The organism is Providencia sp. 6390 (assembly GCF_058148425.1).
This window is the reverse complement of sequence record NZ_JBYVYL010000001.1, coordinates 541,175-560,571: the sequence shown is the minus strand read 5'-3', so window position 1 is coordinate 560,571 and position 19,397 is coordinate 541,175. Positions and strand designations below refer to the sequence as shown.

Sequence of the window (19,397 nt, the reverse complement as noted above, 5' to 3'; positions counted from 1 at the left end):
TTTTATCCCTCAATGACGGGCCACATTTCCCTTCTTTTATTTCTGATCAAGATCATATTTACCATAAATAATGAGCATTATTACTGATAAAAAAGCTTTCCTTCCCACCGTTATATGATAAATTATATAACGTAATTTTCATTTACATTGCTTTGCTAATTATGGCAGCCAGTATTTTTACTGGCTCTTTTTTGTTTCAAAATGCGAAATATGGCTTAAACCCTCATCTTTTAAGGCTATTCTGCTATAGTCTCACTTCAACACACGATAAAGTTAATACTCATTTAGTGAAAACTAGAGGTACTGCCATGAAACGTCTTTTACTTGCTGTATGCTTTGCACCTGTTATCGCAATAGGGGCTAATGAGCCATTAAATCTTAGTCAAACTGCTATTGATTATTGTGATATCACAGGTCAAGCACTGAATGATGCGTATAGTTCAGAAAAAAGCAGCAATGAATTAACATCAAGTGCGCTGAATCAACTCAGAAGTAAACAAGTTGATCTCACTAAATTAGAGATAAATGAATCTGATTTGCAAAAGAATTTAGATGTTGCTATCAAAGCTGTCCGCGATAGCAAAAGCAAATTTAAAAACCACGATGAGTTTACTAAATCGCTAAATGATTCAATCTCAGCCTGTAAGATACAAACTGAGCTGCTATTGAATAAAGCAAAATAGCACAGTTATCGTCATACGAAGCCCAGGCTAACGACTGGGCTGCGTATTCATTATAATTTTTCTTCTTGGCATATCTTAGTGATTGAGGCCTGTATTTCTGGAGTATCACTCAATAATAACTGGTTATGGCCTGAAAACTTACCATCACGCACATCAACACTGGCAACAAATGGTAAGGGGATACCTGCTTCCCCTACTTGATATGTGCCACACACACGAACCCCTTCACCGTCTTTGTATTGATTACGTTTAACAACTGCGACATCATTGAAAAACACTTTTTGTTGTGATGACGATGACAACTTTTGCTCAACAAGCTGCTGAGCCATTTTTTGAATGTCAGCGTCATTTATTGTAATTGTATATTGATATGCAAAGCCTGCTGCAATAATCAATAAAATAACCAATAGCTTAGTTTTTACACGTTTCAACTCATAGTCCTTATCTGTGCGTTTAGCCACTGGGTGTAATTATAACGGCATTTTGCATATTTAAGTGAACAAAATGAGCCAAATTCCTCTCATGTCAACTCTACAGTAGTGATAGTTAGGTTTTCTCTCAATACAGTTAAGGTATTATTTATTTATATATGATAAATAAATAGAATTATATTTACTGAATAAAAAAAAACAAAAAAATTAATTAACAAGACATTACATCAATGTGAAATAATAATAAAAAACTCACTTCGTGTTAAATTTTGAAACAAATATTTTTCATTGTGATGGAATATTGAATAAATCATGGCCAGATCATGATTTATTCATTTATTTGAGTAAATACATTTGAAATAATAAATAAAAAGGCCACAATAATAAGTAACGGATAGTTAATAGGAGAATCATTATGAATTATCTAAAGCCTCTATTAATTGCGGCCAGTGTATTCGCTGTGAGTTTTTCTTCTTTCGCATATCATGGTAACAGCTATTGTGATGGTACTTGGCATCGAGGAGGTTACCAAAATAACGCCCAATATAATGATAATCGACCTTGTAATGACAGCCGTCATTACAATGCCGCAGGCCGCCATTATGGCATGCATAATGGCGCGATGGTATATTCAACGTCATTGCAAACAGCGCAACCAGACGAAGCTCTGAAAAAAATTGCGGCTGATGCACCAAAAGCAGAAAATGGTAAGCAATATGTTGTCCATGTCTCTGTAGTTGAAATTACGGGTAATAATTCACTACCACAAAATCAATAAATTATTCAGGGCAGCCTGCCTGCCCTAATTTCTTCTACTCTTTTCTATGAATTAAATTCCTATCGGCTGGTAACCTTGCCATTCAGGCTTAAAGTGCTCACCATCAGGCTGTTCAATTAAGTGAATATAATAATCGCCAACTTGATTTAATAACACACAATCATCAACATCTTTTAAATTATCTTTATGTTGCTGCTGGCTATCAACTAATAATGTATTGATCGCTTTTTGTTTTGCAACAGTTGCCGTAGAGGCGACAAATAAATCAAATTCATGTAATTCAGCTAGTGTTAAAGGTTTATATCCCCCAACATTAACAAAATACAATCTTTGCTGATGCATTGCTGGCTCTCTTCTCAGCTCAACTCGGTAGCCATCAACCCAATTGATAATTGCATAGCCATCAACATGGATCTTGTCTTTATCACCAAACCAAGCCTCTCGTAAAGCTGGCCATGCATCTGTTGGCTGCTGTGCCACAACAAATTGGACATCATGTACTTCAATATTGGATTTACCTGCGTTACCGCCCACATAAAACATATATAACTTCATTTTACCTTTCCAGTATATTATTTGACTTCAATATATAATTTATTACATAACGATAAGGATTCAAAGTACAATCCAACAACTCTTTTAGGATAATCTGTTATTGTCATTTTCTTTATGGATATCAATGAAATAAATAATAATTTAACTTTGTAACATTAAACAGGAAAAAACAACACTTAAGAAAATGAATAAAAATTCACTTTTAATAAATAAATATTTGCACTATTATCATTTTTAATACTCTACATTTTCTTAGGGAAAAACCATGGATCGTCGTGCATTTATAAAAACAAGTTCAATCATCATAAGTGGCCTAGCAGCAACCAATTTACTTAATCAAGCTGTTGCAGAGACAAAACCGGTGATTACTTTTGATAAAAATCACCCACTGCTGCTAAATTTTAATGAAAATTCATTAGGTATGTCTCCCAAAGCACAACAAGCCGTAATTGCTGCATTGCCGAGTTCATTCCGCTACCCAGATGATGCACGCGCTGAGTTAATCAAACATATAGGTAGCCAATATAACTTAACAGAACAAAATGTGACTCTTGGTAATGGCTCTTCAGAAACGATTCAAGCCACTGTTGCTATGTTGGCCGCTAACGCTCGCAAGCAAAATCAAAACATTCAATTAGTTACTCCAGATCCAACCTTTAATTATGCGGAACTCTACTCTATTCCCCTAAATATCAAGATAAACAAAGTTCCTTTAAAAGAAGATCTTTCATTCGATCTTCAAAAAATGGAGCAACTAGCTAATCAGTTTGATGGGCTATCCATTATCTATATTTGTAACCCCAATAACCCAACTGCGATGATCACCCCTGCGAGTGAACTCAATCAGTGGATGACAAAAGCATCTGACAAACAATTTTTTATCGTTGATGAGGCTTATGCAGAATTTGTCGAAGATCCTAAATTCACCAGTGCAATAGAAAGAGTCAAACAAGGGCAAACAAATCTTCTCGTCACGCGTACCTTCTCAAAAATTTTTGCGTTAGCAGGCTTACGTGTTGGCTATGGTATTGGAGTACCTACAGTGGTTGCAGCAGTTGATGAATTTCTTCCTTTAGATAACACCAATACTGCCGGAGCGGTCGCCGCTTTAGCCTCGTTACAAGATAAACCGTTTATTGCATATAGTCTGAAATCAAACAACCTATCAAGAAAGATTGTGGAATCGGCACTCAATGATTTAGGTATTACTTATGCTCCATCACAAGCGAATTTTATATTTCATAAAGTGAAAGGTGACGTTAAAACATATCAAAAAAGAATGGCTGAAGCACATGTTATGGTTGGAAGAGAATTTCCCCCAGCTTTTGGTTGGAGCCGCCTAACATTAGGAACACCTGAAGAGATGGAACAATTTGTTATGGTATTAAAACAGTTTCGAGAAAAAGATTGGATTTAAATATGGTCATTCCCCCCTTGTGCAAACCATAAGAGGGGGAATTAAGGAATGGTCACGTACAGTCAGGTGATATCACATCCCATTTAGCAAACAAACTTAAACCTAACGAGTTTGCAAGTGCTATCGAAGCATGATTATCCATTTGGCTACGATATTGAGGCTCATAACCTAATTGAATCGCTCTTTTACTGATCGCATAGACTACTTTCTTGGCATAACCTTTACCTCGAAACCTATCAAGGGTTAATACACCAATATCAGCCAATTGAGTACCATCCCAAACGTACATACTCGCAACACAAACCAGTTTTTCCCCTTCAAACACGCCATACACTAGCCAATGATCTAACTCGACATATGCATTATCCAAATCATTTTCTGACGATTGCTTTTCGAATTGACTAAATACATTCTTATCATCAGGAGTTAACTGGCGTATATAATGCTTATCAGTTTCATGCACTATATTGAGTTGTTCTTGATAAGGAAAATAATAAAGATAATCAGCGCCATGTAATCTAAGATTATTTTTAGTTAAGTACACTTTCAATTGCTCAAGGCTGGTAATTTTAGTCTTATTTAGCATCAATGTTTCAGCAATCTCAGGAGAGAGAGTCACCCATGTTTTATCACTCGTCACTTCTAACACTGTAATACGGCTTGACTCATCCAATAACGGATTAACTGTTAATGAAAATGACTCACTATCAAAATGTTGTGTATCACCTGACATTTCTTTGAGCCAATGTTCTGTCACTATAGTAGAAAAATCAGACATACAACCCTCATATTTTTAATAAAACATTAATGAAAATTGTACCCGAACAAAGAGGATCCTCTATTGGCTTATATGCTCTTATCAAATAAAGAGCACCTCAAACCACGCATAGGAAAAAATTAAAAAGGACCTTTAAAAATAAAAAATGCACCCGTGAAAATCAAAATAAAGCCAATAATATGATTAATGGTGATGCTTTCACCTAAATAGAGCACAGAAAATACGACAAATACGCACAGAGTGATAACCTCTTGCATCGTTTTAAGTTCTGCAGCACTATAATACTGATGACCAAGCCGATTTGCAGGAACAGCAAAACAGTATTCGACAAAAGCAATTAGCCAACTAAAGAAAATAACGCTGTATAACGGTTTATCCGTAAATTTTAAATGTCCGTACCACGCAAACATCATAAAAACATTAGAAATTACTAACAGCAAAATAGGATAAGATTTAGCAAGCATTTTAGTAGACAGAGTGGCTAATCATCTCGCTATTATGGCGGCAAAAAAAATAAAATTCACTACAAATTATCGTCTCTCTCCCACGAAAATTGCGCTTTAATTTTTATCTATTTTAGGCTTGTCGAGCTTGAGGTAGTATTGTTATCGCTAAGGAGACCCTATGACTATTCAATATCGTTTAATGAAAATGACTGACTGTGAAAAAGTCACGCATCTGCTGCAGCGTAATGCGCAATCACAAGGTGGTGGGTTATTAGGTGAGTACCCTTTAAGAAAAGTTGAAAGCATGTTTGCAAGTTCACAACATGTAATCATTGCACATGAAGAAGACCGTATAATTGGCGTTGTTTTTAGCTTTGACTCACAAAGTCCTACCCTTCCCCCACTAGTTCAGTATATTGCTCAGCAATTTAAAAAAGAAATGAATAATAGCTGGTTTTATGGACCAGTGTGTATCGATGTCAGCTACCGTGGAAAAAATATTCTTAAATCGTTGTATGATGCTATTTGCGCTCAGCAAACTGGTAGCCCCGTAGCTTTTATTAACGTGGATAATATCCGCTCTCTAAAAGCACATCAAAAATTAGGTCTGCAAAAAATAGCTGAGTTTAGCTTCGATGAAATCGATTATTACTTAGTAAAAGGATAAAATTTCAAATTACCAAGTGTACTATTGAGTACAATTTATTTATTTTCACCTCCTGATGAGTTACATTAAATAAATAATGTATTAAGGAGTACTAATTTATGACGGATTTCTTAGTCGCGAATCAAAAAGCATGGGATAAACAAGCCCAACAGCAGCAACCTTGGTCTGTACCTGTCGATGCAGAGACCATTACAAAAGCAAAGCAAGGTGAATGGCAAATTCACCTCACCCCTTCGCCATTAAATAAACAATGGTTAGGTGATGTTAAAGGGAAAAAGATCCTATGTCTTGCTTCAGCAGGCGGGCAGCAAGCACCTATATTGGCTGCGGTAGGCGCAGATGTCACTGTATTTGACCTTTCAGAACAACAATTAGCACAAGATAAGCAAGTTGCTATTCGTGATCACCTACAACTAGAGACTATACAAGGTGACATGCGTGACTTACATATGTTTGCAGATGGTAGCTTTGATTTAGTTTTTCATCCAATCTCAAATCTTTATATTCCTGATGTCACGCCAGTATGGCGTGAATGCTACCGAGTATTAAAAAAGGATGGCAGGCTGCTATCGAGTTTCTTCAACCCTATTGTTTTCGTTGGGGATCGAGACCCTAAATTAAGTGAGCAAGGCTTAATAAAACCAGCCTATAAAATGCCTTTTTCTGAATTAGAGAATTTAAATGAACAACAAATCAAACTGAAGCATCAAAATCAAGAAGCGTTTGTTTTCGGTCACTCACTAACAGATTTAATTAGTGGACAAATAGATGTGGGATTTAATATTGCAGGTTTTCTTGAAGACTGGCAGCCAAACCCACGTTTTGTTATCGATAACTACTTACCGACTTTTTTAGCAACATTAGCCATGAAAGTCTTTTAAGAATCAAAACTAAGGCGGGTTTAATACCAACCTTAGTTTCGCTTACTTCACTCTTGGCAATATCGAGACCAAACTACTCCAAATTGCTCTATTGGAATAATATCATCAACTTCTTCGACAAATGGAATTGACACCATCGTTTTACCAACTGAATTTTTATGATATCTCACAATAAAACGCTTAAAGCCATAAGGTAATTCATTTTTAAAGCCATAAACTTCCCCACAATAATAGCCCGTTTCTTCGCCATTATCCGACTGACTTAATACATGATAATTAACATTTCGATATTCTGCTGCTGTTGGATAAGCAAGAAAATCCTCAACTGAGTTTTCAATTTTCTTCTTAGTATCCATCTCTGATACTTGGGCTATATTTGTCAAAATGCCAGCAATATAGGCACCACCAACAATAAGTAATAGCACTAGGCTTCTTAATAGCATATTTCCCACGGTGACTTTCATAAATGTAAACTATTTTATTATAATTAAATTGTAACAAAATGCGATAAAAATAGTCATTTAATGAAGTGCTACGCAAAAATTGATTAAATTTTGAATATTAGTCACAAAATTGTGAAGAACTAAGCCTAGTGATATAACTGCCAAAAATAGATCAGTATTACTGCTGCTAAAACCCAATTTACAGTCGCTATACTTAAGCACAACCAAGGTGAAACTTTCATTGCCAACAAATAAACAGTAAGTAAATACAACAGGTAAGGGAGCAATGACCACATACCAAATAACGCTGTTTTACGTAACGCCAAAGCTCCCTGTTCTTGAATCACTATCACATGTGCAATAAGCGCAAATGTTGGAAATAACGGTATTAGACCCGCGATATAAAAAAGCTTACTTTTGGATAATAAGGCAATAACTAGAACGGCAACAGCGCCTAGTAAACACTTTAAAAAAAGGGAAATCATAGTTATCTCAAGTTTTTCAATAGAATTAATTTATGTCATTACCCCTAAAAGTTCTCAGGTTATCAGCATGTTGTTCTTACCACAATAACCTCTGCTTTAAATCGATTAATATCCTGTAAAACAAGTAATTATCATTGATTTGACGAATGGATGATTAAAGTGCATTTAGATTAATGCCAATTTGAACATAAAGTATACGTCTTCGCAGCCGATATCATTGATGAGTCCCTACGCCTGACTTCTGTACAACAGCTATAAGGTACAAGTTCAACTATCTAATTCAGCTAGTGATCACCTTATATCTAATAAGTAACTTACTTGTACATGTTAGAAACATGTTACCGACAGTATGAAAGGAAATAATCAATAATGTCTGACATATCACAAAAATCTAAATTATCACTTTTCCAGTTTTCGGGTCTTAAAACAACAACTTTAGTTTGGCTTTTATCCGGGTTATTGATTGTATTATTGCTCTCTTCATGCTGGTTATTTTTTAGTTATTTAAAAAACTATCAAACAACCCTTGATAAACTGGATGCGATTTACCAAGAACAATCTGCCTTAAACGAAACATGGCAATCACTACTACAGGCTCGTAATACCTTGAATCGAGCAAGTTCACGGCATTTGCTTGTCATTAACAAAATGCAAACCGCGAATACTGATATTGATAGCTTGATTAAACAATTTCACGAAAAAATTGATAAGTCAGATGTACAATGGCAAAATTTCACTCAATTATCACAAAACAAAAATGAATTATTATTTAGTGAGTTAGAACAAAGTTACACCGCATTACGGACGGCATTAATGGAACTGTCCAGTTTTTTAGTACAAGGCAAAACCTATGATTTTCTGAATCAACCGACACAAAAGTTTCAAGATACTTTCGAACAAAACCTCAATTACTATCACCAACAATTAAACCAAAGCTATCATCAAATTGCTGTTGCCAGTGAACAGCTATACAGGCAAAGTATTATTGGCATTATCATCGTTATTATTGCTCTAACTCTAGTGACTCTACTAATTCGATTTATTTTACAATATCTATTTATTCGACCTTTGAATCAAGTCATTGATGGTATTGAAAAAGTGAGCCAAGGTATCCTCTATCATCATTTTGATAATAAAGGTCTAACAGAGATAAAATCACTTAAACAACATGTTTCTAACATGCAAAACAAATTAATAGAAATAGTTAAAAATATATACGCCAATACACATAACATCAAAAATGAATTGAATGACATCACTCAAATGAATCAAGATCTGTCAATTCGAGCTGATCAGCAAGCTGCTGCTATTGTAGAAACAGCAGCCAGTGTCGAAGAGTTAGATTCCTCTTTCAAACTTAATAGTGCCCATACTCATGAATCTTGCCAATTAATGGCTGAAACTGGCATTACGATTGATAAAAGTAATGAGCTCATCTCAGATGTCGTCGAGAATATGGATGATATCGTCGATTTCTCTAAAGAAATTAGTAAGATCACCTCAACAATTGACAATATTGCCTTCCAAACAAATTTACTAGCTTTGAATGCAGCGGTAGAAGCTGCTCGTGTAGGTGAGCATGGTAAAGGATTTGCTGTAGTTGCTAATGAAGTTCGTGAACTTTCTATGAGTTGTAATCAAGCATCTAAAGAGATTAAATCACTAATTGATAATTCTAATGAAAAAATACATCATTGTTTTCAACTTGCAGCGGATGCCAATGACAATATTGTATCAATTGCCAAGAGCACATCTAATATCAACGAAAAAATACAAAATATTTCTCTCGCTTCTCATGAACAAACTCATGGCGTTGGCCAAATACATCTAGCAATTAATGAGCTAGATAACACAACACAAGCTAATGCAACTATGACAAGAGAATTACAAAGCTCTCTACAGTCTTTGAAAGCACAGTCTGACTTATTGGAGAAAATTATCGATATATTTCATATTGAGCCGTTAGAATCCCAATAACAGAACAAAATATTTCATCGTCATAGTGTTATCTATCTAGGTGGCTACTCGCTAGCTACCTAGTATTTCAATAAAGCATTTTTATTGCATATTGATTGAAGTAAATCTGATATAACAACCATACCTACCCATAAATACTATAAGTAAAGATGACAATAAAAATAGCCGTCCTTGTTGATAATAACACGCTTATCGATAGCTACTTTTGCGGTGAACCAGGCGTTTGTTACTACATTGAAGCCGATGGTCGTAAAATTCTTTTTGATACAGGGTATTCCAATATCTTTATCGATAATGCACATACACTGAATATCGATTTATCTCAAATCACAGATTTGGCTTTGTCTCACGGTCATAATGATCATACCTGGGGGCTAAATCATCTCGTACAACATTACGATAGACGAAATTGTCACTTCCAGCAGAAAATTCGCTTGGTTTATCACCCTGAAGCACTATCACCAAAACGTTTTGGTTCAAAGGTTATTGGTGCAAATATTCCTAAAGATGTATTAGATGCCTACTTTGATAGCTGTCGAACTGTTGCTCCCTATTATTTAACAAAGAACATCGTCTTTTTAGGCCAGATCCCACGAAATAATAGTTTTGAAGGCAAAGAGCCTATCGGATCAACAGTCGATGCAAACAATCAGCCAATAGATGATTATGTGTGGGATGATAGCGCTCTCGCAATTAAAACTTCAGAAGGCGTTATCGTTGTGACCGGCTGTTCGCATGCAGGCATTTGCAATATCGTTGAGTACGCAAAGTATGTCACCAATACTGAAAAAGTTGTTACTGTTATAGGTGGATTTCATTTACAAAATGCGCCTGATGAAGTTCTCAACCAGACAGGTGAGTATTTTAATCAACTCAATGTAGATCATATTCACCCATGCCACTGTACTGATTTAGCCGCCAAAATTCATTTATCTAAGTTTGCTCCCATTAAAGAAGTGGGTGTTGGCTTAGTATTAAATTATCCTGCATAACGATTAAAGAGTGATGAGAATTTCTACTCATCACTCTAAAAGTTAAATTAAATCAATAAAAAGCATAATCCATATCCTCTAAATTACCCCCATGAATTTTATCTATGCCATCAACCCTTTTTACATAAATGATACCCTCATTACCATAATAATCATAAAAAATAATATTTCTAATACCTTGTTCATATTTTGGGTTCTTAGCTAAAATACCATAATCTCCATTTCTATCGTTAACCTTAAACCCATAACTCCGAATTAAATTAATTTTATTATTTGTATTTATTTGAAATTTATATTTATCAGATAGTTTTTCTACATCTTTATTGGGTACTAATGCCCATGCAGGTATATACATCTCTTTCTGATTTTTATTTATATCATGATAAAGTGTTAATGATGAATCCACCTCAATATCTTGAGTAAAGTAACTTAACTTATGAGAAGCAACCTGTAATGAATTAAATACTTCAACAGATGAGCCATTAGATATAACTTGGCTTAACAACCATCCTTTCGGTATAAGTTCATATTTTTTAAATTCCATTACACCATCGTACCAATCAATTTCTTCAGAAAGGATAGTAAAATCATTAATCGTATATCGTTTAGGTTCTAATGCATGAATGGTAATGTAATTATCATTATTTGACCTATTACAAGTTGAATAACTCTCTTTTTCATTGGTTAATTTATTAATTACATTAAGCTGTGCACAAATTCTCGTCACGCCTCTTTTTCTCGTAGTCAAATAAAAGTTTTCAAATTGACTACTGAAGTCTTTCGATATTGTTTTTTTCAAGTTTTTCGAGTTTTCAATTTCATGCGGGTAGCTATTTTCATAACTGCGTACTTGAAAATCACTTAACTCATCACCTTCATATCTTAATAATTTTATATCCTGAAGCAAATATCCTTCATTTAATTCATATTCAATAATTAATTTTGCTTGCATAAACCCATTAGAGTAAATACTAACATCACTGGTATAGTTTGAAGTATACATATTAACATGGTTAAATGAACTGTTACTTGAAAATGAAAAACAACTCCAACACAATAAAATAAAAACAATTATTTTTTTAGATAACATAAATCTCCCATACATGAACAGCGTCATATTTTTGTATTCACATTGAACACGAACAATATTTTTTTTTGCTGAACATGTATACTTTTAAAATTATCAGTGCATGTAGACCAAATAAAATAGAAAACTATAAGTACATAATCTTAACCATTATCAGAGATAAAAACACTCGTCATAGTTCATTCGTTAAAGCATGGTGACTGATTTCAGCCAGTCACCTACCTGCAAATCGCATTAATACGCGAAGGTGAATCGATAAGATAATAATTTGGTTTTCGCAATGACTATGTAAAATGACACATGATATGACCGTAAATATAAAACTTACTTTCATTCAGCTTAATAAATAAAATTAATGCTATTAAGTGGCGCTGAGAAATAGTTACCTTTACTTTTTCAATATTATCCTGACAAATATTAGCCATTTTTCCTAATCGATATATTGTACAATAGTTTAAATCTTGATAACGGAGTGGGAACATGGGAAACAATCAGGCATTTCAAAAAATCAAAAACTCGCCAGCTATTAATAATAATGACCTATATTTTTTATTTGATAATTTACCTACTATTTCTGAGAGTGACATTTTAGGGAAATGGAAAGGTGGTTATTTTGCTACCCAACATCCAGGAAATAAAATATTAAAAGAAATAAAATGGTTTGGTAAATGGTATCGTAATAAGCTGGATGCCATTCCACTTATTTGTTATGACTCTACAGGTAAACTTTATTCCAGTAATATAATGAGGTTAGGTCATGCATCTTTATGGGATGTCGTCTTTAGAGAAAAGCTATCTGCAGCCATGCTCTATGATGATGCTCCAATTTTTGACCATTTCAGAAAAGTCGATGAAAATACACTTATGGGAGTAATGTGTGGAGAAATCACTGATGACTCTCCTGAAATTATAAAAAATGGGGGGGATTACTTCTTTTATCTTAAAAGAATAGCTGAATTCCCTGTAGAGTTTATAGAATAGCCCATTATAATTAATGAGTACCTTGTATAAATAATGCCAACACCCTAGGATGAAATACAAAAGACACTTTATGTCATTAGAATACAGCAAGATAAAAGTTACACTGTATTTATGGCATGTGAAATAATGGGCTATTCATGCCCATTATGATGGTGATATTTAAAAATAACTTTATTAAAAATGGTTTTTATAAAAAATAAATTTCAGTTAATGTTTTAATGGATGGTTTTATAGAATCATTAACAGGAGAATTATTTACCACGAAATCAATAAACTCTCTTATCTCACTCTCACTATTATTTGCTTTAATGTGAAACTTTGAAACTATCGTTGAAAAGCCAAGCTCTGCTTTGTCATTTTCCCCTAAGAATCTATCCGCATCAAGCTCACCGACCATATTGATTTTTATGTCTTTTAAATCAATTCCTTTCTGTGCAGAAAAAAATTTAGCGACAATGCATTGGCATGCTCCTATGGCCGCCAATAATGCTTCCACGGGCGTCATTCCTAAATCAGTTCCACCTAGAACTTGAGGCTCATCTATGCAATAAGAAAAATCGCGAGCTGTGCATATCATTCTCAAATTATCTGTCGAGTCAACGTTTACATTAAAATACTTTTTAGCCATATTATTACCTTGTACGTTAATTATATTTTCATGAAGAATCAATGCTGAAAATATAACTTTATAATACTAATGTGACGCTCAAGGAGAATCAATGCTATATTTTCAATATTTGACTTAAAACTAATTAACCATTAGTCTATTGCATGGGATAATAATTGTCATCTTTTATTTTTATTATAACAACGAGTATATGATTATTTTTAGTTATATTAAACATCTTCAGTTAAACCTCACGATACTTATTACTAATTAACATAATAACTTGTCATAACTAATATTTTATTGATGTCGCTATTATATAATAATGCGTTACTAAGAATTAACAATTAACTTTATATCAAATAGTTACTTTGAATATCATTATTTGTTAATGAAAAAATAGAGCTATTAGGTAAAATTAGATGAATAGCATACCAAAAACAAAGCCCTTAACATATAAACATAAAACATGCCCATTCAGTCATTTTTACGAAGTTAGTGAACATAATAATGGATAGCGTTACCTTATGTTAACTATTGCATCAGAGTAGTCCAGCAATAACACTTAGTTTATTTGTTGTTAAATTGGAGGTTCCTTCTATGCCCATCATACAAAGATATATGCCAGGAGAAATCGCACTAAAGGTTTTGAATGACAATGGATTATACTTTAGAAGGTTAGATAGCTTATCTGCTGATCCTACTGAAGGAGATAGAAAAATTTACGGTTCTATTGAGAAAAAAATCTGTGATGTACTGCATTTTAACAAAGATATTGCAGCTCAAGAAATAACAGAAGATGATGTTGCTGAAGCCTCTCTGCAACTAATGGAATATGAGAAAAAAAATAAATTCATTCAGTGTTGGCATTCAAGTAATAAAACATCGCCATTAATGTGGCGGAACTTTACTTCCGGCAATCAAGACTGTGCTGTATTTATTGCTAATCGATTTCATTTAGCAAGCTATTTATCCTCTACCATTCCTATTGGTTTTGATTTTAGAAAAATCAAGTATGTTGAAGATAAGTATAAAGAAACGAACACTGATTTTATAAAACATGTTTCATTTAAACATGAAAAAGAAATAAGAATATTAATCAATCTTAGAATGCTAACATTATACAATGGTAATATACTTAAAAATACTTATAATGGCACTCAATACTCTGGCCCTATTAATATAGGCGAAAACCTTACTAACAATGGCATCTCTGACGAGAATTTATTCATTGATGTCGACGACAAAGGTTTCATAATGAAAGCACCGCTAAATAAAATAATCACGAATATTTTAATACCAAACACTGCTTCTGTTCACTTCGAGAAAAGAATAAATAGTCATTTATCCTCTAATGGATATAGTTTTATGAGTAAACGAGTCAATACAGAACTAGAATTAGACATAAATTAGTACTGGAATAATTTACCATCCGTTAATATCCAAAATTATTTCAAGTCCATTTCGAAACCAATCTATTTTTGCAATGGAGCTAAGGTCTTTAAGGTAGTTATTATATTATCAAAAAAGCCATTTATAACACTGTTGCTCACCTTGATACTAAAATTTTATCGATTAAATGTCTAATGACTTAACCTATAAATTAGGATAATGCCACAATTAAAAGTGGTGTAGCTTATAATTGTGAACTTAAAAACGGTTACTCAGGCTGACTCTAAAGTAAAATATTTTAATCGCTTATATCAAGTAAAAATAGGTTTTTAACTCTATTAAAATTTTTCATAACCCACAATAGGAACTGTTAGCTTCCTATTTTTAATCACAGTATGTAATAATTAACATGAATTTAATTTACGATTAACAATAAAAGGTTTCACACCACTCTCGCTAAAAATCCGCATTATATATTTGTGTCCCGCTAAGCACTGTTCTTGGCGGAATATTCAACGAATCCCCCTGATATAGCGAGGTTATTATGAGCTCAGATAATGCTACACAAGTCACGGATACTGCATCCATCATGCCAGATATATCCAATAAAAAAATTTTAGTAGGCTATTGGCATAACTGGGCCGCAGGAAAGAATGATGGCTATCAACAAGGTAATTCTGCCGCAATGAATCTAACCGATATCCCTATAGAATATAACGTGATAGTTGTCGCCTTTATGAAAGGTGCCGGTATCCCGACCTTCAAACCTTACGCGCTATCTGATACTGAATTTAAACGTCAGGTCGGTGTATTAAATAGCCAAGGCCGTGCTGTATTAATTTCTTTGGGCGGTGCCGACGCACACATCGAGTTAAAAACGGGTGACGAAAACAATCTGGCCAATGAAATTATCCGTTTAGTCGAGGCTTACGGTTTCGATGGCTTAGATATCGATTTAGAACAAGCAGCCATTCTTGCCGCGAATAATAAAACCGTCTTACCAGCCGCATTGAAAATAGTGAAAACACATTATGCTACCCAAGGTAAAAATTTTATTATCAGTATGGCACCCGAATTCCCTCATTTAACCGTCAATGGTGTTTATTCCCCTTATATCACTGCACTTGAAGGCTATTATGATTTTATTGCGCCGCAGTATTATAACCAAGGTGGTGATGGCTTATGGGTTGATAATACTGGAAGTGGAAGTGGGGCTTGGATCTCTCAAAATAATGATTCAATGAAAGAAAATTTTCTCTATTTTTTAACTGAAAGTCTAGTTACAGGTACCCGTAATTTTATAAAAATTCCACCATCTAAATTCGTTATTGGTTTACCTGCCAACATTGATGCTGCAGGTAGTGGTTATGTGATCGATAAACAAGCTGTTTATAACGCTTTTACGCGCCTTAATGCTAAAAACTTATCGATTAAAGGTCTAATGACTTGGTCAGTAAATTGGGATAATGGTACAAGTAAAGGCGGTGTAGCTTATAATTGGGAATTTAAAAATCGTTACTCAGACTTACTCTAAAGTGGGATATATCCACTATTTATATGAAGCCAAAATACATTTTTAGTTTCATTATTCAAAATTCATAATAAAAAAACGGGAACTATTAAGTTCCCGTTATTAATCACACTACGTAATAAATTACATGTGTTTAATGATTGCGTCGCCGAATTCGCTACATTTCAGTAATTTAGCGCCTTCTAATTGACGTTCGAAATCGTAAGTTACAGTCTTAGCCGCGATTGCGCCTTCCATACCTTTAACGATTAGGTCAGCTGCTTCAACCCAACCCATATGACGTAACATCATCTCAGCAGAAAGAATAATTGAACCTGGATTCACTTTATCTTGCCCTGCATATTTTGGCGCAGTACCGTGAGTTGCTTCGAATAGTGCACACTCTGAACCAATATTAGCACCTGGAGCAATACCAATACCACCAACCTGTGCTGCTAGTGCGTCAGAAATATAGTCACCATTTAGGTTCATACATGCGATAACATCATATTCCGCTGGACGCAGTAGAATTTGTTGTAAGAATGCGTCTGCAATAACATCTTTAATGATAATGTCTTTGCCTGTTTTAGGATTCTTAATCTTAACCCATGGGCCGCCATCTATCAGTTCGCCGCCAAACTCTTCTTGAGCCAGTTGGTAGCCCCAATCTTTAAAGGCACCTTCAGTAAACTTCATAATGTTGCCTTTATGAACTAGTGTTACTGAATCACGACCATTATCGATAGCGTACTCAATGGCTGCACGGACTAAGCGTTTGGTACCTTCTTCTGAGCAAGGCTTAATGCCAATGCCGCAGTTTTCTGGGAAACGGATTTTAGTCACACCCATTTCATTTTTTAAGAAGTTGATGACTTTGTCCGCTTCTGCACTACCCGCTTTCCACTCAATACCTGCATAGATATCTTCAGAGTTTTCACGGAAAATCACCATATCAGTCAGCTCAGGTTGTTTAACTGGACTTGGTGTACCTTTGTAGTAACGAACTGGACGTAGACAGATGTATAGATCAAGTTGTTGACGTAGAGCGACGTTCAATGAACGAATACCACCGCCAACTGGAGTTGTCAGAGGACCTTTAATTGAAACACGGTAATCGCGGATTAAATCGAGAGTTTCTTGCGGTAACCAAACATCTTTACCATAAATTTGAGTAGATTTTTCGCCGGTATAGATTTCCATCCAGGAAATTTTACGCTCGCCGTGGTAGGCTTTTTGAACTGCCGCATCAACCACTTTCAGCATTGCTGGAGTTACGTCAACACCAATCCCATCACCTTCGATATAAGGAATAACAGGGTTGTTCGGAACATTCAGTTTGCCTTTGGCATCAATGGTAATCTTAGCGCCTTCTGCCGGAACTACTACTTTGCTTTCCATTAACCTCTCCTTTCACTTGCGCATTTGCTTGTTAATTTTTTGTAAGAGACCTGTCAATACTACTTCAATCTTTCTCTAACGCCAATGGTTAGTCGCTTAAGCTTTTATATCGATCGCATTAAACGTACTTACTAACCATCATTTTTTGCTTATCAAAAAAAATAATTTCTTTAGTATCAATAAATTAAAACGAATCCATTTCATTGGATATATAAAATTACTGCACACCCGAAATTTCATTGATTAGGCGACTAAATTAGTCGTTGTTGAAAAAAGAAACTATTTGTAGTTTATCTGAAAGGCCATACTAAAAAAGGAGTATCGCTCACATAAATAAGTCGTTTAAATTGTCTATTTGGTTAATTTTAAATCACTTATTTAATATTAAAATGCTTAATGGTTTTTATGTTGTTAAGTCTAAAAGTAACCTGCAATAATGGATATATTAATATTAATAAAAAGGCAATAAATAACTAAATCGGTCATGCTAAGTATCATTATAAAGTCGTTATTGATTAAATATATTCCTCCTCTAAGGTCGCCTTTATGTCAATTTAGGTGAAAATCAACTACACTGAAATTCATCGTTTAATAAATACAATTTTATTGTCTAAAATGAGTAACCATGTCGATAGTGAATCGTAAAAGCAAGCCACCAGCTAACAAAAAAACGTCCTCAAAGTTCGGTTCTAAATTGGCTTCAAGACATGCACGCCCATCTTCATCGCCATTAAAATGCAAGCCTGCTGTGGTACGTAAAGTGATCTTATTTAACAAACCATTTGACGTTTTACCTCAGTTTACCGATGAGCAAGGCCGAGATACATTGAAGAAATACATTCCAATTGCTGATGTTTATGCTGCAGGTAGGTTAGATCGCGATAGCGAAGGATTACTCATCTTAACCAATGATGGCAAGTTACAAGCACGCTTGACCCAACCGCAAAAAAATACCGATAAAGTCTATTATGCTCAAGTTGAAGGTATTCCCGATGAGGCCGATCTGGCCAAATTTCGTCGAGGTCTGCTCCTCAACGACGGTCCTACTCGCCCTGCCAGTATCGAATTGGTTGAAGAACCGAGCTGGTTATGGCTAAGAACCCCACCAATACGTGAACGAAAAAATATTCCAACCTGTTGGCTAAAAATCACTTTAAATGAAGGCAGAAACCGCCAAGTTAGACGCATGACCGCTAACATTGGGTTTCCCACATTGAGATTGATCCGTTATCAGATTGGTGAGTATACACTCAATGATTTGGCTCCCGGAAAATGGAAGGAGATCACACTTGTTTAAACCTCATGTGACTGTTGCAACTATTGTACACGCGAAAGATAAATTTTTGGTCGTTGAGGAGTGGGTCAATGGTAAACCAACATGGAACCAACCTGCGGGGCACCTAGAAGCTGATGAAAGTCTGCTTGCCGCAGCTGAACGCGAGTTACTCGAAGAAACAGGGATCAAAGGCAAGCCTCAAAAACTGATTAAAATACACCAATGGATTGCGCCCGATAAAACGCCTTTCATTCGTTTTCTTTTCTCTTTAGAGCTTCCGGAACTTTATGAAACTCAACCACAAGATAGTGACATTACTTGCTGCCACTGGGTCACAGCCCAAGAAATATTAAACAGTAATTGTTTACGTTCTCCTCTAGTGGCACAGAGCATTCTCACTTTTCTTGAAGGAGTGACATACCCATTAGAGATACTTAATGCCTTTGGTGATCACTATCAGTAACCTAAACCTGCACAATAAGTGAAGCAAGGCAACATATGGTTCTCATCATGTAACAGTATGATTTAACCACAAGCCCATAATATTCGCCCGCTAGTGCTGGCATAACAAGGACACAACATGGTAAAGTATGGGGCTTAATTTTTCCGCAGT

At 34.9% G+C, this 19,397-nt stretch carries 20 protein-coding genes and 1 pseudogene; 12 read left to right on the top strand and 9 right to left on the bottom strand.

Annotated features, from left to right (window positions below):
• Positions 1 to 161 precede the first annotated feature (161 nt).
• The gene (locus tag AC3Z9T_RS02735) at positions 162 to 683 is read left to right on the top strand and encodes a hypothetical protein (RefSeq protein WP_490124662.1); all 522 of its coding nucleotides are present in this window, start codon (positions 162 to 164) and stop codon (positions 681 to 683) included.
• 50 nt (positions 684 to 733) lie between these two features.
• Here the strand turns inward: AC3Z9T_RS02735 and AC3Z9T_RS02730 are convergent, their stop codons facing one another.
• On the bottom strand, positions 734 to 1,114 hold the full coding sequence (locus AC3Z9T_RS02730) for a hypothetical protein (protein ID WP_490124661.1): 381 nt from the start codon (positions 1,112 to 1,114) through the stop codon (positions 734 to 736).
• 415 nt (positions 1,115 to 1,529) lie between these two features.
• On the opposite strand from AC3Z9T_RS02730, the gene AC3Z9T_RS02725 reads away from it, so the two are divergent.
• Complete coding sequence (locus AC3Z9T_RS02725; RefSeq protein WP_490124660.1) at positions 1,530 to 1,892, top strand: hypothetical protein; 363 nt, start codon at positions 1,530 to 1,532, stop codon at positions 1,890 to 1,892.
• Between the two features lie 51 nt (positions 1,893 to 1,943).
• Here AC3Z9T_RS02725 and AC3Z9T_RS02720 read toward each other — a convergent pair whose 3' ends face one another.
• On the bottom strand, positions 1,944 to 2,447 hold the full coding sequence (locus tag AC3Z9T_RS02720; protein ID WP_490124659.1) for a DUF1543 domain-containing protein: 504 nt from the start codon (positions 2,445 to 2,447) through the stop codon (positions 1,944 to 1,946).
• Positions 2,448 to 2,712: 265 nt separating this feature from the next.
• Here AC3Z9T_RS02720 and AC3Z9T_RS02715 point away from each other — a divergent pair, with 265 nt between their 5' ends.
• Positions 2,713 to 3,864 carry a pyridoxal phosphate-dependent aminotransferase gene (locus AC3Z9T_RS02715; protein ID WP_490124658.1) on the top strand — a complete coding sequence of 384 codons (1,152 nt, stop codon included), beginning with the start codon at positions 2,713 to 2,715 and terminating at the stop codon, positions 3,862 to 3,864.
• A gap of 52 nt (positions 3,865 to 3,916) precedes the next feature.
• Here the strand turns inward: AC3Z9T_RS02715 and AC3Z9T_RS02710 are convergent, their stop codons facing one another.
• Both AC3Z9T_RS02710 and AC3Z9T_RS02705 read right to left on the bottom strand, forming a co-directional pair.
• Complete coding sequence (locus AC3Z9T_RS02710; RefSeq protein ID WP_490124657.1) at positions 3,917 to 4,642, bottom strand: GNAT family N-acetyltransferase; 726 nt, start codon at positions 4,640 to 4,642, stop codon at positions 3,917 to 3,919.
• A gap of 119 nt (positions 4,643 to 4,761) precedes the next feature.
• On the bottom strand, positions 4,762 to 5,106 hold the full coding sequence (locus tag AC3Z9T_RS02705) for a DMT family protein (RefSeq protein ID WP_490124656.1): 345 nt from the start codon (positions 5,104 to 5,106) through the stop codon (positions 4,762 to 4,764).
• Positions 5,107 to 5,266: 160 nt separating this feature from the next.
• On the opposite strand from AC3Z9T_RS02705, the gene AC3Z9T_RS02700 reads away from it, so the two are divergent.
• Positions 5,267 to 5,755, top strand: coding sequence for an N-acetyltransferase (locus AC3Z9T_RS02700; RefSeq protein ID WP_490124655.1), 489 nt, complete (start codon positions 5,267 to 5,269; stop codon positions 5,753 to 5,755).
• A 98-nt stretch (positions 5,756 to 5,853) separates the two neighbouring features.
• The gene (locus tag AC3Z9T_RS02695) at positions 5,854 to 6,636 is read left to right on the top strand and encodes a class I SAM-dependent methyltransferase (protein WP_490124654.1); all 783 of its coding nucleotides are present in this window, start codon (positions 5,854 to 5,856) and stop codon (positions 6,634 to 6,636) included.
• Between the two features lie 47 nt (positions 6,637 to 6,683).
• Here the strand turns inward: AC3Z9T_RS02695 and AC3Z9T_RS02690 are convergent, their stop codons facing one another.
• Positions 6,684 to 7,100, bottom strand: a complete 417-nt coding sequence (locus tag AC3Z9T_RS02690) for a hypothetical protein (protein ID WP_490124653.1) — start codon at positions 7,098 to 7,100, stop codon at positions 6,684 to 6,686.
• A gap of 125 nt (positions 7,101 to 7,225) precedes the next feature.
• Positions 7,226 to 7,564 carry a GlpM family protein gene (locus AC3Z9T_RS02685; protein WP_490124652.1) on the bottom strand — a complete coding sequence of 113 codons (339 nt, stop codon included), beginning with the start codon at positions 7,562 to 7,564 and terminating at the stop codon, positions 7,226 to 7,228.
• A 369-nt stretch (positions 7,565 to 7,933) separates the two neighbouring features.
• Between AC3Z9T_RS02685 and AC3Z9T_RS02680 the strand changes: the two genes are divergently transcribed.
• Both AC3Z9T_RS02680 and AC3Z9T_RS02675 read left to right on the top strand, forming a co-directional pair.
• Entirely contained in the window at positions 7,934 to 9,541 is a 1,608-nt protein-coding gene (locus AC3Z9T_RS02680; RefSeq protein WP_490124651.1) for a methyl-accepting chemotaxis protein, read from the top strand.
• A 149-nt stretch (positions 9,542 to 9,690) separates the two neighbouring features.
• Positions 9,691 to 10,533, top strand: a complete 843-nt coding sequence (locus AC3Z9T_RS02675; protein WP_490124650.1) for an MBL fold metallo-hydrolase — start codon at positions 9,691 to 9,693, stop codon at positions 10,531 to 10,533.
• Between the two features lie 52 nt (positions 10,534 to 10,585).
• On the opposite strand, the gene AC3Z9T_RS02670 is transcribed toward AC3Z9T_RS02675, so the two are convergent.
• Entirely contained in the window at positions 10,586 to 11,485 is a 900-nt protein-coding gene (locus AC3Z9T_RS02670; protein ID WP_490124649.1) for a hypothetical protein, read from the bottom strand.
• 615 nt (positions 11,486 to 12,100) lie between these two features.
• Here AC3Z9T_RS02670 and AC3Z9T_RS02665 point away from each other — a divergent pair.
• Positions 12,101 to 12,601 (top strand): DUF4334 domain-containing protein, encoded by a 501-nt coding sequence (locus AC3Z9T_RS02665; RefSeq protein ID WP_490124648.1) that lies wholly within the window; start codon positions 12,101 to 12,103, stop codon positions 12,599 to 12,601.
• A gap of 187 nt (positions 12,602 to 12,788) precedes the next feature.
• Here the strand turns inward: AC3Z9T_RS02665 and AC3Z9T_RS02660 are convergent, their stop codons facing one another.
• Positions 12,789 to 13,229 (bottom strand): OsmC family protein, encoded by a 441-nt coding sequence (locus AC3Z9T_RS02660; protein ID WP_490124647.1) that lies wholly within the window; start codon positions 13,227 to 13,229, stop codon positions 12,789 to 12,791.
• A 579-nt stretch (positions 13,230 to 13,808) separates the two neighbouring features.
• Between AC3Z9T_RS02660 and AC3Z9T_RS02655 the strand changes: the two genes are divergently transcribed.
• Together AC3Z9T_RS02655 and AC3Z9T_RS02650 are read left to right on the top strand one after the other, a co-directional pair.
• On the top strand, positions 13,809 to 14,621 hold the full coding sequence (locus tag AC3Z9T_RS02655) for a hypothetical protein (protein WP_490124646.1): 813 nt from the start codon (positions 13,809 to 13,811) through the stop codon (positions 14,619 to 14,621).
• 523 nt (positions 14,622 to 15,144) lie between these two features.
• Positions 15,145 to 16,131, top strand: a pseudogene (locus AC3Z9T_RS02650) (chitinase); the annotation flags it as partial.
• A gap of 123 nt (positions 16,132 to 16,254) precedes the next feature.
• Here the strand turns inward: AC3Z9T_RS02650 and icd are convergent.
• Positions 16,255 to 17,508 carry an NADP-dependent isocitrate dehydrogenase gene (gene icd / locus AC3Z9T_RS02645; RefSeq protein ID WP_490124645.1) on the bottom strand — a complete coding sequence of 418 codons (1,254 nt, stop codon included), beginning with the start codon at positions 17,506 to 17,508 and terminating at the stop codon, positions 16,255 to 16,257.
• Positions 17,509 to 18,133: 625 nt separating this feature from the next.
• Between icd and rluE the strand changes: the two genes are divergently transcribed.
• Positions 18,134 to 18,805: a 23S rRNA pseudouridine(2457) synthase RluE gene (gene rluE / locus AC3Z9T_RS02640; protein ID WP_490124644.1), complete on the top strand. Its 672-nt coding sequence runs from the start codon at positions 18,134 to 18,136 to the stop codon at positions 18,803 to 18,805.
• A complete protein-coding gene (locus AC3Z9T_RS02635; protein WP_490124643.1) occupies positions 18,798 to 19,247 on the top strand; it encodes an NUDIX domain-containing protein in 450 nt (149 codons plus the stop codon). Before rluE ends, AC3Z9T_RS02635 begins: the two co-directional genes overlap by 8 nt.
• The last annotated feature ends 150 nt before the right edge of the window (positions 19,248 to 19,397 follow it).